Origin of the sequence: Stenotrophomonas sp. 169 (assembly GCF_014621775.1) — a bacterium.
Lineage (GTDB): Bacteria > Pseudomonadota > Gammaproteobacteria > Xanthomonadales > Xanthomonadaceae > Stenotrophomonas.
Genome location: NZ_CP061204.1, coordinates 1731897 through 1747773, shown reverse-complemented (window position 1 = coordinate 1747773; position 15877 = coordinate 1731897). Strand labels below are relative to the sequence as shown.

Here is a 15877-nt window from a genome sequence, read left to right as displayed (position 1 = left end):
CGTGGGTCGGCGCTACCGGTCCCGGACGCTCTGGTAGCGCCGAGCCGCGCTCGGCGGAATCTCTCCGCCTACGGCCCGCTGCGCTCGCCGACCGTGGGTCAGCGCTACCGGTCCCGGACGCTCTGGTAGCGCCGAGCCACGCTCGGCGGGATCAATCCGCCAACGGCCCGCTGCGCTCGCCGACCATGGGTCGGCGCTACCGGTCCCCGACGCTTCCCCGACGCTGGGTTTCACTGAACACCCGTTTCGTTACCGCCTTGACCACGAGACGGTTGGCGGTGAAAATATCTCTCTATCGCGATAGGTGGATATTTATGGATCTCGAGGATTGGTCGGTTCGGCTGAAGGTGTTTGCCGACGCCACCCGGGTGCGGCTGCTGGCGCTGCTGGAGCAGGAAGAACTGACGGTGGCCGAGCTCTCGGCAATCACCCGTCTGGCGCAGCCGCGGGTGTCGACCCATCTGGCCCGGCTCAAGGAAGCCGGCCTGGTGCGCGACCGCCGTGCAGGCGTTTCGGCGTACTACCGCTTCGATGACGCGCAGCTGGATCCTGCGCAGCGCGCATTGTGGCATGCCTTGAGCACTGGCAGCGATGACCCGCTGCTGCGCCAGGACGCCGAGCGCGTGGCCTCGGTGCTGGCCAGCCGTGCGGCTGACCAGAACTGGGCGGACAGCGTCGCCGGCGACATGGAACGCCACTACTCCCCCGGCCGGACCTGGGAAGCACTGGCGCGCACCGCGCTGCCACTGCTGGAAACCGGAGATGTGCTCGACATCGCCTCGGGCGATGGCGTGCTGGCCGAGTTGGTGGCCCCCCATGCCAGCCGCTATGTCTGCATCGATACCAGCGCGCGCGTGGTCGCCGCTGCGAGCGAGCGCCTGCGCCGTCTGCCGAATGTGGAAGTGCGCGAGGGTGATATGCATGCCCTGCCCTTCAAGGACCGCAGCTTCGACCTGGTCGTGCTGATGCACGCGCTTACCTATGCAGCCAAACCGGCGCAGGCCGTCACCGAGGCAGCGCGCGTCCTGCGTCCCGGCGGTCGCCTGCTGCTGTGCAGCCTGGCCCGCCATGAACACAAGGCGGCGGTTGACGCGTATGGCCACGTGAATCTTGGCTTCAGCGACAAAGAACTGAAGAAGTTCGTCGACAAGGCCGGCCTGCAGGTATCCAGCCTGGAAACGGTGACACGTGAAAAACGGCCACCCCATTTCGAAGTCATTTCGCTGATTGCCAACAAACCCTGAGGTTGCCGTGCCCGCCCTACCCTGGTTGCATCCCGAACGTGCCACGTCCCTGCTTGCCGCACTCGGCGAGCGCATCCTGATCATCGACGGTGCAATGGGCACGATGATCCAGCGCCACGGCCTGCAGGAAGCGGACTACCGCGGTGAGCGCTTCAGCGACGGGAGCGACACGCACGCGGACCATCACGTGCACGGTGCCGGTTGCGATCATGGGCCGGTGGAGGAGCAGGATCTGAAGGGCAACAACGATCTGCTGCTGCTGACGCGGCCGGAGATCATCGCCGGCATCCACACCGAGTATCTGCAGGCGGGCGCGGACCTGGTGGAAACCAACACGTTCAATGCAACGTCGGTCAGCCAGGCGGACTACCACCTTGAGCATCTGGTTTACGAGTTGAACAAGGCAGGCGCAGCTGTTGCCCGTGCCTGCTGCGATGCGATGACGGTGACCACGCCGGACAAGCCACGTTTCGTCATAGGCGTGCTCGGACCGACCAGCCGGACGGCCTCCATCAGCCCGGATGTCAACGATCCCGGCTTCCGCAACACCAGCTTCGACGAACTGCGCGGCACCTACCGCGAGGCCATTGAAGGGCTGATCGATGGCGGCGCGGACACCATCATGGTCGAGACCATCTTCGACACGCTCAACGCCAAGGCCGCTTTGTTCGCGGTGGAAGAAGTCTTCGATGCACGCGGCGGCCGCTTGCCGGTGATGATCTCCGGCACGATCACCGATGCGTCCGGACGCACCCTGTCCGGGCAGACGGCAGAGGCGTTCCATGCTTCGTTGGCGCATGCCCGCCCGCTCTCCATCGGCCTGAACTGTGCGCTCGGCGCGGACGCGATGCGTCCGCACGTGGAGACCTTGTCCCAGGTAGCGGACTGCTTCGTCAGCGCTCATCCGAACGCCGGCCTGCCCAACGCCTTTGGCGAGTACGACGAGACGCCGGAGGAAATGGCGGCGACGCTGCGTGGATTCGCCACCGACGGCCTGCTGAACCTGGTAGGCGGCTGCTGTGGCAGCACGCCCGCGCATATCCGCGCCATCGCCGACGCCGTGTCCGGGCTGCCACCGCGCGCCCTGCCGCGCGAGCGGGAGCAGGCGGCATGAGCACCCACGGCCCGTACACCCGCCTGTCCGGCCTGGAGCCGCTGGTCATTACCCCGGACCTGCTGTTCGTCAACATCGGCGAGCGCACCAACGTGACCGGCAGCGCGCAGTTCCGCAAGCTGATCAAGGAAGAGCGCTACGAGGAAGCCGTGGACGTGGCACGCCAGCAAGTGGCCAGCGGCGCGCAGATCCTCGACGTCAACATGGATGAAGGGTTGATCGATTCGGAAGCCGCGATGACGCGCTATCTGAACCTGATCATGTCCGAACCGGATATCGCGCGCATCCCGGTGATGGTCGATTCGTCCAAGTGGAGCGTGATCGAGGCCGGCCTGAAGTGCCTGCAGGGCAAGAGCGTGGTCAACTCGATTTCGCTGAAGGAAGGCGAGGCGCAGTTCATCGAGCACGCACGCAAGGTGCTGCGCTATGGCGCCGCGGCCGTGGTGATGGCCTTCGACGAGGAAGGCCAAGCCGATACCTGTGCACGCAAGGTGGAAATCTGCACGCGCGCCTACCGCATCCTCGTCGATGAGGTCGGCTTCCCGCCGCAGGACATCATCTTCGACCCCAATATTTTCGCCGTAGCGACCGGCATCGAAGAACACGACAACTACGCCGTCGACTTCATCGAAGCCACCCGCATCATCAGGCGCACCTTGCCGCACTGCCATGTCTCCGGCGGCGTATCGAACGTGTCGTTCTCGTTCCGCGGCAACGAAACCGTGCGCCAGGCGATCCATTCGGTGTTTCTGTACCACGCCATCGGCGCGGGCATGGACATGGGCATCGTCAACGCCGGTGCCATGCCGATCTACGACGATCTGGATCCCGAACTGCGCGAGCGCGTCGAGGATGTGGTCCTCAACCGCCGTCCCGATGGCACCGAGCGGCTGCTGGAGACCGCCGAGCGCTACAAGGGAAAGAAGGGAGCGGCGCGCGTAGAAGATCTTGCGTGGCGCGACAAGCCGGTCACCGAGCGTCTTGCACATGCACTGGTGCACGGCCTGGATGCCTTCGTAGAGCTGGATACCGAGGAAGCGCGACAGGCCTCGACGCGGCCGCTCGATGTGATCGAGGGGCCGCTGATGAACGGCATGAACGTGGTCGGCGATCTGTTCGGCGCCGGCAAGATGTTCCTGCCCCAGGTCGTGAAATCAGCGCGGGTGATGAAGAAAGCCGTGGCCTACCTGCTGCCCTACATCGAGGCAGAGAAGGCGCGCAGCGGCGACACCGCACGCAGCAACGGCAAGATCATCATGGCCACCGTCAAGGGCGACGTGCACGACATCGGCAAGAACATCGTCGGCGTGGTCCTGGCCTGCAACAACTTCGAGGTGATCGATCTGGGGGTGATGGTGCCCGCGCAGAAAATCCTGGATGCCGCGCGCGCCGAGAACGCCGACATCATCGGGTTGTCCGGCCTGATCACCCCGTCACTGGAGGAGATGAGCCATGTCGCCCGTGAGATGGAGCGCCAAGGCTTCGACCTGCCTTTGATGATCGGCGGCGCGACGACGTCGCGCGCGCACACCGCACTGAAGATCGATCCGCATTACAAAGCGCCCACGGTGTGGGTGAAAGATGCGTCGCGTGCGGTCGGCGTGGCGCAGTCCCTGATTTCGCGCGATCTGCGTGCGGATTTCGTGGCCGCCAACGAAGCGGATTATGCGGAGATCCGCAAGCGCCATCGCAACCGCGGCGATGCAAAACGACTGGTGAGCCTGACCCATGCGCGGGGGCAGCGCTTTGACGGCGGCTGGACGGATTACACGCCGCCGGCACCGAAGCAGCCCGGCCTGCACGTGTTCGACGACTACCCCCTGGCCGAACTGGTCGACTATATCGACTGGACGCCGTTCTTCCAGGCATGGGAGCTGGCCGGCAAGTATCCCGCGATCCTGACCGATGACATCGTGGGCAGCCAGGCGAGCGAACTGTACCGCGATGCGCGCGAGATGCTGGCGCGGATCGTCGATGAGAAGTGGCTGCAGGCCCGGGCGGTGTTCGGTCTGTGGCCGGCCAACAGCGTCGGTGACGATGTCCGCGTGCAGCACCCCGACGGTGAAGCCACGCTGCATTTCCTGCGTCAGCAGGTAGACAAGCCCGCCGAACGGCCGGACTTCTGCCTGGCGGATTTCATCGCCCCGGCCGACAGTGGTCGGCAGGACTGGATCGGTGCGTTTGCGGTCACCGCCGGCATCGGTATCGACGCGCATGTGGCGCGCTTTGAAGCGGCGCACGATGACTACAATTCGATCCTGCTGAAGGCGCTGGCAGATCGATTCGCCGAAGCCTTGGCCGAGCGGCTGCACCAGCGCGTGCGCAAGGAATTCTGGGGACATGCCAGCGCGGAAACGCTGGACAACGAGGCGTTGATCGCCGAGAAATACAGCGGGATACGGCCCGCACCGGGTTATCCCGCGTGTCCGGAGCACAGTGAAAAAGACACCCTGTTCCGGTTGCTGGATGCGCCGGGAAATGCAGGCATGCAGTTGACTGAAAGTTTCGCGATGCTGCCGACGGCGGCGGTATCCGGGTACTACTTCAGTCATCCTGGCAGCCAGTATTTCGTTGTCGGGCGCGTGAGCCGTGAGCAGGTCACCGATTACGCCAAGCGCAAGGGCGTGGATCGCATCCAGGTTGAACGCTGGTTGGCCTCGAACCTGGATTACGATCCGGAGTAAGGCCGGGTCTTGAACGTGGCACCCTTGTCGGTAGCGCCGAGCCGTGCTCGGCGGACGCGTTCCGCGTAGCGCCCGCTGCGCTCGCCGACCATGGGTCGGCGCTACCCTTGGATGTGTCGCGCGGTACATGGATGTGTTGCGCGGCGTCGGGGATGTGTCGCGCGGTAGCGGGGATGTGTTGCGCGGTAGCGGGCGTTGGTGCCGTCACGGTGTGCGGGTTAGGCTCGGGGTACGTCTTGAAAAAGGAATCGCCGATGCGCCTCAATCGCCTGTGGTCTGTGCTGCTTGCCGCGATCGCCCTGCCCGCTGCCGCCGAGCCGGTGTTGCTGGAGCATGCCCGCGTCTTCGATGGCACGCGCGATCTCGGTGTGACGCCGGTGCTCATTGATGGAACGCGCATCGTGCATGTCGGCGCGCCGCTGCCTGCGGCGGCAACCGGTGCCCGCCGCGTTGATTACAGCGGCAAGACCCTGCTGCCGGGACTGGTCAGCGACCATGCGCATGTCGGCAATACCGAAGGCCTGCAGCACGGCGATCGCTACTACACGCGCGACAACGTGGTGCGTGACCTGCGCCAGTTCCAGCGCTTCGGCATCACCACCGTCACTGCGCTGGGCATGAACGGCCACGAATTTTCCGCCATCCGCACCGAGGTCAATGCCGATCCGACGCTCGGCGCGCAGTTGTACGGCGCAGGTGGGGGCATTGGCGCGGTGGACGGTGCACCGCCTGCGGCGGCGATGGGCCTGCAGCGTGATGCGGTGGCCCGCCCGCGCAATGCCGAGGAAGCCCGTGCCGCCGTTGCCACCCAACAGGCCGACGGGGTGGACCTGATCAAGCTGTGGGTGGACAACCTCGGCGGTAAGGTGCCGATGATGCCGCCGGAGATCTATCGCGCCGCCATTGCCGAAGCGCACGCCCGCGACCTGAAGGTCGCCGCGCATATCCACGATCTGGACCAGGCCCGTGACCTGATCGATGCCAAGGTCGACATCATCGCCCATGGCATCCGCGACCGCGCGATCGACCCGATGCTGGTGCGCAAAATGCGCGAGCAAGGCACCGGCTACATCGCCACCGTCAACATCGACGAGGCCAATTACTGGTATGCGGAAAACCCGCAGCAACTGCAGACAGCGTTCCTGCGTGCCGCCCTGCCGGCCGAGGTGCTTGCCCGTTGGCAGCAGCCGCAGTGGCAGAGCGAACAGTTGGCAGGCGCGAACATCGCCGGCGCACGCAAGGCGGTGGAGATGAGCCTGGAAAACCTGCGCCGGCTACATGCCGGCGGGGTCAAACTGGGCTTCGGTACGGATTCTGGCGCAATGCCGCAGCGGGTGATCGGCTTTGCCGAGCATCGTGAGCTGAAGCTGCTGACCGAAGCCGGCTTGACCCCAGCGCGTGCGCTGCAGGTCGCCACCGCCGATGCAGCGGATCTGCTGGGGCTTGCCGATCGCGGCAGGATTGCTGCAGGCAAGCGCGCGGATCTGCTGGTGCTCGATGCGGATCCGCTGGCGGATATCGACAATACGCGGCAGATCCGCGCGGTGTGGCAGGCCGGTCGGGAAGTGAGCGGCCCGATCATCGAGTGATGCAAGAGGTGCGGGAAGATTGTCGCAGTAACGCCGAGCGCTGCTCGGCGGTTGGATTCCTGCGAAAGGCCCGCTGCGCTCGCCGACCATGGGTCGGCGATACCGCAACCGCTACTACCAGACCAGGTCGTCAGGCACTTGGTACTGCGGGTCCGCATAGGGATCGTCTTCGGCAGGCGCGTTCGGATCGACCTTCAGCGCGACGGCCTGGGCGAAGATCGCCTCGGTCTGCAGCACCAGTTCGGCGGTGACCAGGATGTAACGCCCCGCCACCTGCACGACGCCCAGTTCACCGGCGTTGAGGGCCTTCAACTGATCGGCGGTGACGTAGATGCGCTTGATCTTGCCGCCATACGGGAAGTGCCGTGCGATGTCGGCTTCTTCGGCATTGAGCGACTTGTCCTTCAGCAGCTCTTCCAGCTTCGCCTTCGCCTCGCGGCGCACGCGTGCTTCTTCCTGCTTCAGGCGCTCGCCTTCGATGCGCTCTTCCTTCTCGCGTTGCGCACGGATGGCGTAGGCCTTGGCCAGATCCATTTCTTCCTGCGAACGCGGTTTGCGCGCACCCTGCGGACGGTTGGCGTTCGCACGGTTGCCAGGGTTACCGGCGTTGCCGGGGCGAGAGGCCGGCGAGCGGTTTTCGCCCGGCTTGCCGCCGGGACGGGCACCGGCATGTGCCGGCTTGCCGCTGCCCGGTCGCGCATCGCGGCGCGCGTCCGGTTTGCGGTCCGGCTTGCGCTCATTGCTGCGTTCAGGCTTCGGCGCAGGCTTGAAGCCCAGGCCCATCAGCTGGTCGCGGAGGGAATCGGTCATAAGGGGGACGTCAGTAGTGCGGCGGTGGCGGCTCATCCACCGGATCAGAGGAATGCAGCGCATTGCGGACCTTGCCCAGGTCCTCCAGCAGCACGCGCATCAGGCCCGCGTTGCGGGTACCTTCCATGCGCGCGTCAGCCAACGCCTCGCTCAGCTCGGCCAATGCCTGCTCCTGGAAGGAGACACGCATTTCCAGCTCGACCAGACGCGCTTCCAGCGCCTGCTCGCGTTCGCTTGACGGAATATCAGACATGCAGTGAGGATCCCCGGCCAATGCCGAATCAGGCCAGTCCCGCCGATGCTGCACCGGCGGGCTTGGCAGGGCGCCTGCGTGCCTTACGGCTGCACGGACAGAAGTTCAACGTCGAAGGTCAGCGTGGCGTTCGGGCCGATCGGACCGCCCTGGGTGCCGTTTTCGCCATAGGCCAGCTCGCCGGGAATCCAGAAGCGGTACTTCGAGCCCACCGGCATCAGCGACACGCCTTCGGTCCAGCCCTTGATCACCTGGTCCAGGCCGAACTCGACCGGCTGGCCACGCTGGTAGCTGCTGTCGAACACGGTGCCGTCCAGCAGCTTGCCTTCGTAGTTGACCTTGACCTTGCTGGTCGGCATCGGACGTTCGCCGCTGCCCGGGCGGATGACCTGGTACTGCAGGCCCGATGCGGTGGTGACCACGCCGGGCACGGTCTTGTTCTTGGACAGGAACGCGTTGCCTTCCTGACGGTTGGTCTGGCCCAGCTGCGCGGCCTTGGCCTGCATTTCCGCCTGCTTGCCGGCCATGAAGGACTGCAGGATGGCTGCGCCCTCTTCCTGGCTGATCTTCGGCTGGCCACCGGCGAAGGCGGTCTTCACCGAATCAAACAGCGCATCGAGCTCGATGTCATCCTTCAGCTCGGCCAGCGACGGACCGACCATGTAGCTGCCCAGCATCAGGCCGACCTGGCGGCTGTCCACCTTCGGCGCTGCGCTGCCCGGGGCACGGCCCGGTACCTGCTGGCCGCTGGCGATGGCCATCGACTCGCGCAGGGCGGCGTCGGTCTTCTGCGCGTCGGCCTGGGTGATCAGCGGCTGCTTGCCGTCGAAGGTGGCCTGCACGGCTTCGCGCATGGCGGCCAGATCGATGTGGGCCTTGATCGCTTCAAGCGAACGGGCGACGTCGGCGCCGATGGCGTAGCCGAGCTTCTGCTTTGAATTCAAACTGCTGGTCTCCTTGGCAGCTGCCGGGGCGGCAGCCGGTTGCTGCGAGAGCGCCACGCCCGTGGTGCCCATCGCCAGAATCAGAACCGACGCCGCGGCGCCACGCATTCCCATCTTCATGTGTTGCATTCCTGGAAGTGAAAAGACGCCGACGTCGGCGCTAAAACGTTCATTGTCGCACGCACGCTGGATATGTCGAGGCGCGCGCGCTGGTTTCAATGGCCCGCTGGCGCAGCCAGTGCGCGCTCGATGGCAGCGACCAGCTCCGGTGCATCCGGCTTGACCTTGCTCGGGAACTGGGCAATGACCTTGCCGTCCCGGCCAATCAGGTACTTGTGGAAGTTCCAGCCCGGCGCGACGCCGGTGGCGGCGGTCAGGCCCTTGTACAGCGGCGTGGCCTGGTCACCGATCACATGCACCTTCTCGAACATCGGGAACTTGACGCCATAGGTCAGCGTGCAGAAGTCCTGGATATCCTTTTCGTCGCCCGGCTCCTGTCCCTTGAAATCATTGGACGGGAAGCCCAGCACGCTCAGGCCGCGCGGGGAGTAGTTCTTCTGCAGCGCCTCAAGGGCCTCGTACTGCGGGGTAAACCCACACTTGCTGGCCGTGTTGACCACCAGCAGCACGCGACCGTGGTAACGCTGGGCCAGATTGACCTGCTCCTTGCCCGCCAACTGGCGGTAAGAGACATCCAGCAGGCCGGCGGCGGAGGCCACCAACGGCAGGGCCAGGCTGCCCGCCACGAGGAACGCGCCAAGCACGGAAGAAAGCGCGCGGGGAGTGCGGCGCTGGGAGGTTACGGAACGCAGCATGGCGGATGATCCTGGTGGGAAGTTTCGGGCCGGACACGGGGCCCGGATTTCGCCGCGAACTATAGCACCGGGGCTTTCGCCGCCTTGCCCGGAGCACCGCGCGGTACGCCAGACAACACCGATGACGGGCGTCGAATCCAGAGCAGCACGCCGGCGACGCACGGCGCCCTGAACGCGCCGTCATCGAGGTGAAGCCTACGCGATGAGAGCGTCCTGTTTATATTCAACAGGTTACGTGGCCAAAGCGGCGGCTGCCGTCCTATGCCATCAGTTGGTCATACAGAAGGCTTGCACTCTGAATCGGTGGTGTTATAGTTGACTACAACACCAGTCACCTGAGACAGGGGCAGCCGATGAATACGTCATACCGACGTCGTACCACCCGCACAGCCGCCACCGCGGCGGGTCTGCTGCTGTTCTCATTGTGGTTTGGTGCAGCGCCGGGGGGCGCCGGCAACGTCGACACCTCCCCCGCCCTTCAAAGCCTGCAGGATGCGGGCGTGCCGGAAGCTGGGAAAGCACCGCCGGCACCCTCCCCCCCGCGGCGGCTGAACAGCTCTTTGTCCATGCCGTATTTTTCTTTCGCACAGTCGCTGAATTCCCGGAGCTGACCATGAGCGATATCCAGTGGAGCGATGGCGCTCCTATCTACCGTCAGCTGAAGGAGCGCGTGATCGCCATGATGCTTGACGGAATAATCAAGCCGGGCGACGCCCTGCCCTCGGTGCGCCAGGTGGCCGCCGATTACCAGTTGAATCCCATCACCGTGTCCCGTGCCTACCAGGAGCTCGCCGATGAGGGCCTGGTCGAGAAGCGCCGCGGTCTGGGCATGTTCATGACCGAAGAAGCGGCCACGCAGCTGCGCAGCAGCGAACGCGACCGTTTCCTCAACGAAGAATGGCCGGCCGTGCTCGAGCGCATCCAGCGCCTGGGCCTGAACGTCAACGATCTGCTGACCCAGGGGAAAATCCAATGAATGCCGTAGCAACCCAGGATGTGGATGTCATTACCGCGCGGGGCCTGCGCAAGGCCTACAAGCGCACGCTGGCCCTGGACAACACCAGTTTCAGCATTCCGTCCGGCCGCATCGTCGGCCTGATCGGACCCAACGGTGCAGGCAAGACCACCGCGCTGAAGGCCCTGCTCGGCCTGACCGCGGTGGAGGGCGAGCTGAGCGTACTGGGCAAGGATCCGCGCACCCACCGCGATGAGCTGATGAATGACATCTGCTTCATCGCCGACGTTGCCGTGCTGCCGCGCTGGCTGAAGGTGCGGGAGGCGATCGACTTTGTCGCCGGCGTGCACCCGCGCTTCGACCGTGCCCGCTGCGAACGCTTTCTGTCCACCACCAAGCTGCAGCCGAAGCAGCGGGTACGCGAACTGTCCAAGGGCATGATCGTGCAGCTGCACCTGGCCCTGGTGATGGCCATCGACGCACGCGTGCTGGTGCTCGACGAGCCCACACTTGGCCTGGACATCCTGTACCGCAAGGAGTTCTACCAGCGCTTGCTGGAAGACTATTTCGACGAACAGAAGACGATCATCGTCACCACCCACCAGGTGGAAGAGATCGAGCACATCCTTACCGACGTGATGTTCATTCGTGATGGCAAGGTCGTGCTCAGTGCCGAGATGGATGAAGTGGGCGAGCGCTACACCGAGGTGCTGGTGAACGCCGACCAGGTCGACAACGCCCGCGCGCTGAAGCCCATCGACGAGCGCGCCCTGCCGTTCGGCAAATCCGTGCTGTTGTTCGACAACGTACCGCGCACGCAGCTGTCCACCCTGGGCGAAATCCGCAGCCCCGGCCTGGCCGATCTGTTCGTTGCCATCATGAAGGGAACCTACGCATGAACGCCGTGAACCATCCCATCAGCAAGGTCTCCACGCTGCGCTGGCTGCTCAAGCGCGAATACTGGGAAAACCGCGGCGGTTTCCTGTATGCCCCTTTCATCGCGGGCATCGCCTCGCTGGTAATGAGCACGGTCGGCATCGTCATCGGCCTGTTCGTCCTGCGCCGCGCCGCCTCGCAGGGCGACCTGCACATCAACAACAGTGACATCCAGGTCAATGGCCTGGACCTGGACCTGCTGACCCGCCAGCTCAATCCGAAGGACCTGGTCGAACTGGGCAACGGCCTGGACGCCACCCTGGCCCTGAGCTCGGCATGGCCCTTCGTGGTGCTTGGCTTCGTGGTGTTCTTCTACTGCCTGGGCGCGCTGTATGACGACCGCCGCGACCGCAGCATCCTGTTCTGGAAGTCGCTGCCACTGTCCGACACCCAGACCGTGCTGTCCAAGCTGATCAGTGCCGTGCTGGTGGCGCCGATCATCGCCGTAGTGGCGTCGATCGTGACCATGCTGTGCTTCCTGGTGGTGATCTCGATCGTCGCCCTGACCCATGGCGGTGATCCGATGGCGCTGATCTGGGGGCCCTCCAGCCCGCTGCTGCTCGCCGCCGGCCACCTCAGCTGGATCCCGGTGTTCATGCTGTGGTCGCTGCCGACCGTGGGCTGGCTGCTGCTGTGCTCGTCGTGGGCCAAGAGCAAGCCCTTCCTGTGGGCAGTGATGCTGCCGCTGTTCGCCGGCATCGTGGTCAGCACGACCAAGGTGATGGGCCTGTTTGACATGACCAGCGGCTGGTTCTGGCAGCACATCGTCGGCCGCCTGCTGCTGGGCACCATCCCGGGCGTGGAACTGGCCTACCGGCCCGAGGCTGCGATGTCGCGTGATTCGATCGTCGAGCTGCTGTCGCCGTCGCATCAGCTGGGTGCACTGGCCCTGCCGGAGATCTGGATCGGCGCCGCCGTCGGCATCGTCTTCATCTTCATCGCCATCCGCCTGCGCCGTCGCGCTGGCGAAATCTAACTCCAAGGAGCCACCCGCCATGCGTACCCTGCTCGCTTTCACCACGCTGATGCTGCTGCCGCTGTCCGCCCTGGCCAACGACGCGCCCTGCAAGTTCACCGAGACCCGGGACCTCACCCTGCAGCTGGACGGTGCGAAGACGGTCGTCTTCGAGGTCAACCAGCACGACCTGCATCTGCTGGCCGGCAAGGGTCCCGCCCAGTTGTCCGGCCGGGCCTGCGCCTCCAATGCCGACTGGCTGCGCGAGTTGACGCTGACCCAGCAGCGCAGTGGCGACAAGCTGGTGGTGAGCCTGCGCCGCGAGGGCAAGCAGTCGTGGTCGATGGGATCGGACAGCTATGCCTGGCTGGATATCCGCGGCAGCGTGCCGGCCGATGTGATGGTGCAGCTGAAGGTGGGTTCCGGTGATGCACACGTCGATGGCGCCAGGTCGCTGAGCGTGGACGTGGGCTCCGGCGATGCCGATGTCCTGCGCACGCAGGGCGCCGTGCACGCGACGGTGGGCTCGGGCGATCTCATGATCGACGGCGCCGAGAGCGTGAACCTGCTGTCGGTCGGCTCCGGCGACGCCAAGGTGTCGCATGTTCGTCGCGACCTGCACGTGGGCACCATCGGTTCCGGCGATGCGGACCTGCGCGAAATCGGCGGCAACGTGCGCATCGACACCATCGGATCGGGCGACGCGGACGTGCGCGTGGTAAGCGGCAATGCGGACATCGGCGTGGTCGGCTCTGGTGACGTCGAGCTGCGCGACATCACCGGCAACCTGAAGGTCGGCGCACACGGCTCGGGGGATGTACGCGTCAACGGTGTCGGCGGCAACCTGACCGTCGAACGCAGTGGCAGCGGCAGCATCCGCCATGACGGCGTGCGCGGCACTGTCAGCCTGCCGCGTGGCAAGTAACCCCTGATCCTTTGACACGGAATCCCATCATGAACCTGCGTCCCCTGCTCCTGCCTGCCCTGCTCGCCCTGTCCCTCACCGCCTGCGACCGGGCAGGGAACGATGCAGCCAAATCGGTCACCGACTCCACCAGCACCATCGGCCGCACGGTGCAGGAAGCCACCGACACGGCGCGCAAAGAAATGGCGACCACCAACTTCAAGCTGACCGTCGACGGGCTGCCGACGGCGGAGATCACCCCGCAGGGGGGCTTGCTGATCCAGGGCAAGGACGTGGTGACCACCGCCGAACAACGCGCCCAACTGCTGGAGTACCGGCACCAGATCGAACGCATTGCCGAAGCCGGCATGCAGATCGGCGTGTCCGGGGCGAACCTGGGCGTCAAGGCAGCCGGTGAGGCGTTGAAAGGGGTCTTCAGCGGAAAGACCGACGGCATCGAAGAGCGCATCAACGCCGAGGCCGACAAGATGAAAGAACAGGCAAAAGGCATCTGCGACCAGCTGCCGGCGATGATGGCGTCCCAGCAGGCCCTCGCGGCGACGCTGCCCGAGTTCGCGCCTTACGCGAAGATGGACCACAACGACATCGTCGACTGCGGCAAATGAGCGCACCCGGCCGCCACCGCCCCTGCGGGGGCGGCCGGAGCGCGTTGCCGGTATTACACTAGGGGGCTCCCCTCCCCCTCTCTGGACCGCCATGAAGAAGCTGTTCCTGCTGCTGGCCGCCCTGTCCTGCCTGATGCTCGCTGGCTGTGACCAGGAGTACCGCAACCACCGCGTGGAGCGCAGCAAGCCCAAGATCACCGTCAGCGACACGATGGTCACCGTGCGCCGCGCGCCAGCGCCCAACATCATCATCCTGGCCAACGGCCACATGAAAGTGGACGAGATCGAGATACCGTTGCAGCCCAACCAGCAGCAGATGCTGCAGCAGATGTTCGGCCACCTGCAGGTACTGCGGCAGAACACGCTGGTCGATGCGCCGGCCGACCCGGACAGGAAGCCGGTGAAGATCGTGCCACCCGAAGGGGGCAATCCGATCCCGGCCGACCTGGTGCAGGTGATCCCGGAGTTCAAGGATTACACCGAGACGTTCGGCAACCTGCAGGCCGACCGCCGCTGAGGGCCCGCCGATCACGCAGGATCCGGACAGTCTGGAGCGCCGAGGCACGCTCGGCGACGCAGACCGTCCGGCGCCGGTTAATCAACCGCCGGCGGGGATTCCGCCAGCGGTCAAGGCCTTCGGATCCAGCAGCCGACGCAGCTCGGCTTCCTCCAGGCCGCTGTCTTCCAAGGCGACGTCCAGCACCGGACGCTGCTCCTTGTACGCGCGCTTGGCGATCGCCGCCGCTTTTTCATAGCCGATGATCGGATTCAGCGCGGTGACCAGGATCGGATTGCGGTCCAGCGCCTCACGCACGCGGTCCTCGCGCACGGTCAGTCCGTCGATGGCGCTGTCGGCAAGCAGCCGTGACACATTCGCCAGCAGATTGATGCTGTCCAGCAGGTTCACCGCGATCAGCGGCAGGGTCACGTTCAACTGGAAGTTGCCCGTCTGCCCGGCCACGGTGATCGCCGTGTGGTGGCCGATCACCTGCGCGCAGGCCATTACCGTCGCTTCCGGAATCACCGGGTTGACCTTGCCCGGCATGATCGAGCTGCCAGGCTGCAGCGCGGGCAGCTCGATCTCGCCCAGACCGGCCAACGGACCGGCATTCATCCAGCGCAGGTCGTTGGCGATCTTGATCAGCGCCACCGCGAGGGCGTTGAGCTGGCCGGAGATTTCCACCGCATCATCCTGCGCGGCGAGCCCTTCGAACTTGTTGGCGGCGCTCTCGAACTTCACCCCGGTACTGCTTTTCAGGACCTTGGCCACGCGCTCGCCGAAACGCGGGTCGGCGTTGATGCCGGTACCGATGGCGGTGCCTCCCAACGGCAGGCGGCGCAGACGCTTCAGGCTGTCGTCGAACCGGTCCTGTGCCGAAGACAACTGCGCCGACCACGCCGAGAATTCCTGCTCGAAGGTCAGCGGCATCGCATCCATGAGATGGGTACGGCCCGTCTTGACCACCTTGCGCAGGCTGCGGCCCTTGCGGTCGATGACCTTGCGCAGGTGGGCCAGCGCGGGCAGCAGGTCTTCCTGTGCCGCCAGCGCGGCAGACACCCGCAGCGCAGTGGGAATCACATCGTTAGAGCTCTGGCCCTGGTTGACATGGTCATTGGGGTGCACCGTGATGCGGCCCGCCTTGCCGGCGCGGTTGGCCAGCGTGGCGATGACCTCGTTGGCATTCATGTTCGAGGAGGTACCCGAGCCGGTCTGGTAGACATCGATCGGGAAGTGCGCGTCCCACTCGCCACCCGCCACTTCGGCCGCCGCCAACTGCACGGCCTTGGCGATGTTCTTCGGCAGGTGGCCCAGATCGGCATTGACCTCGGCGGCCGCGCCCTTGACCAGGCCAAGTGCGCGGATGAAGCCCCGCGGCATGCGCTGGCCGGACACCGGGAAGTTGTCCACGGCACGCTGGGTCTGCGCGCCCCACAGGGCGTCCGCGGGCACCTGCAGCTCGCCCATGCTGTCATGTTCGGTCCGGAAACCGGTGCTGGAAATGGTGCTGGAACGCTTGCTCATCGATCAACTCCGCAATCTTTCAGGG

General features: G+C 65.4%; 15 protein-coding genes. 10 read left to right on the top strand and 5 right to left on the bottom strand.

Going from position 1 to position 15877, the window contains the following annotated elements; genetic code table 11:
* Window positions 1-314 precede the first annotated feature (314 nt).
* From ICJ04_RS07560 to ICJ04_RS07545, 4 genes are all read left to right on the top strand, one after another.
* The gene (locus tag ICJ04_RS07560) at window positions 315-1244 is read left to right on the top strand and encodes a metalloregulator ArsR/SmtB family transcription factor (RefSeq protein ID WP_188326897.1); all 930 of its coding nucleotides are present in this window, start codon (window positions 315-317) and stop codon (window positions 1242-1244) included.
* A gap of 7 nt (window positions 1245-1251) precedes the next feature.
* Window positions 1252-2358 (top strand): homocysteine S-methyltransferase family protein, encoded by a 1107-nt coding sequence (locus tag ICJ04_RS07555; protein WP_188326896.1) that lies wholly within the window; start codon window positions 1252-1254, stop codon window positions 2356-2358.
* Entirely contained in the window at window positions 2355-5042 is a 2688-nt protein-coding gene (metH, locus tag ICJ04_RS07550) for a methionine synthase (protein WP_188326895.1), read from the top strand. Before ICJ04_RS07555 ends, metH begins: the two co-directional genes overlap by 4 nt.
* A 254-nt stretch (window positions 5043-5296) precedes the next feature.
* Window positions 5297-6631, top strand: a complete 1335-nt coding sequence (locus ICJ04_RS07545; RefSeq protein WP_188326894.1) for an amidohydrolase family protein — start codon at window positions 5297-5299, stop codon at window positions 6629-6631.
* 114 nt (window positions 6632-6745) lie between these two features.
* On the opposite strand, the gene ICJ04_RS07540 is transcribed toward ICJ04_RS07545, so the two are convergent.
* The 4 genes from ICJ04_RS07540 to ICJ04_RS07525 all read right to left on the bottom strand — a co-directional run bounded on the left by ICJ04_RS07540 (window position 6746) and on the right by ICJ04_RS07525 (window position 9453).
* Window positions 6746-7441, bottom strand: coding sequence for a DUF2058 family protein (locus ICJ04_RS07540; RefSeq protein WP_188326893.1), 696 nt, complete (start codon window positions 7439-7441; stop codon window positions 6746-6748).
* Window positions 7442-7451: 10 nt separating this feature from the next.
* A complete protein-coding gene (locus tag ICJ04_RS07535; RefSeq protein WP_188326892.1) occupies window positions 7452-7694 on the bottom strand; it encodes a SlyX family protein in 243 nt (80 codons plus the stop codon).
* Between the two features lie 83 nt (window positions 7695-7777).
* Entirely contained in the window at window positions 7778-8758 is a 981-nt protein-coding gene (locus ICJ04_RS07530; protein WP_188326891.1) for an FKBP-type peptidyl-prolyl cis-trans isomerase, read from the bottom strand.
* Between the two features lie 95 nt (window positions 8759-8853).
* Window positions 8854-9453 (bottom strand): glutathione peroxidase, encoded by a 600-nt coding sequence (locus tag ICJ04_RS07525; RefSeq protein ID WP_188326890.1) that lies wholly within the window; start codon window positions 9451-9453, stop codon window positions 8854-8856.
* 613 nt (window positions 9454-10066) lie between these two features.
* Here ICJ04_RS07525 and ICJ04_RS07520 point away from each other — a divergent pair.
* From ICJ04_RS07520 to ICJ04_RS07495, 6 genes are all read left to right on the top strand, one after another.
* Window positions 10067-10429, top strand: a complete 363-nt coding sequence (locus ICJ04_RS07520; protein ID WP_188326889.1) for a GntR family transcriptional regulator — start codon at window positions 10067-10069, stop codon at window positions 10427-10429.
* Window positions 10426-11307 carry an ABC transporter ATP-binding protein gene (locus tag ICJ04_RS07515; protein WP_188326888.1) on the top strand — a complete coding sequence of 294 codons (882 nt, stop codon included), beginning with the start codon at window positions 10426-10428 and terminating at the stop codon, window positions 11305-11307. Before ICJ04_RS07520 ends, ICJ04_RS07515 begins: the two co-directional genes overlap by 4 nt.
* Window positions 11304-12320, top strand: coding sequence for an ABC-2 transporter permease (locus tag ICJ04_RS07510; protein WP_188326887.1), 1017 nt, complete (start codon window positions 11304-11306; stop codon window positions 12318-12320). Before ICJ04_RS07515 ends, ICJ04_RS07510 begins: the two co-directional genes overlap by 4 nt.
* A 19-nt stretch (window positions 12321-12339) precedes the next feature.
* The gene (locus tag ICJ04_RS07505; RefSeq protein WP_188326886.1) at window positions 12340-13224 is read left to right on the top strand and encodes a DUF2807 domain-containing protein; all 885 of its coding nucleotides are present in this window, start codon (window positions 12340-12342) and stop codon (window positions 13222-13224) included.
* Window positions 13225-13253: 29 nt separating this feature from the next.
* Entirely contained in the window at window positions 13254-13829 is a 576-nt protein-coding gene (locus tag ICJ04_RS07500; protein WP_188326885.1) for a hypothetical protein, read from the top strand.
* Between the two features lie 91 nt (window positions 13830-13920).
* The gene (locus ICJ04_RS07495; RefSeq protein ID WP_188326884.1) at window positions 13921-14346 is read left to right on the top strand and encodes a hypothetical protein; all 426 of its coding nucleotides are present in this window, start codon (window positions 13921-13923) and stop codon (window positions 14344-14346) included.
* Between the two features lie 81 nt (window positions 14347-14427).
* Here ICJ04_RS07495 and ICJ04_RS07490 read toward each other — a convergent pair whose 3' ends face one another.
* A complete protein-coding gene (locus ICJ04_RS07490) occupies window positions 14428-15852 on the bottom strand; it encodes a class II fumarate hydratase (protein WP_188326883.1) in 1425 nt (474 codons plus the stop codon).
* Between the last annotated feature and the right edge of the window lie 25 nt (window positions 15853-15877).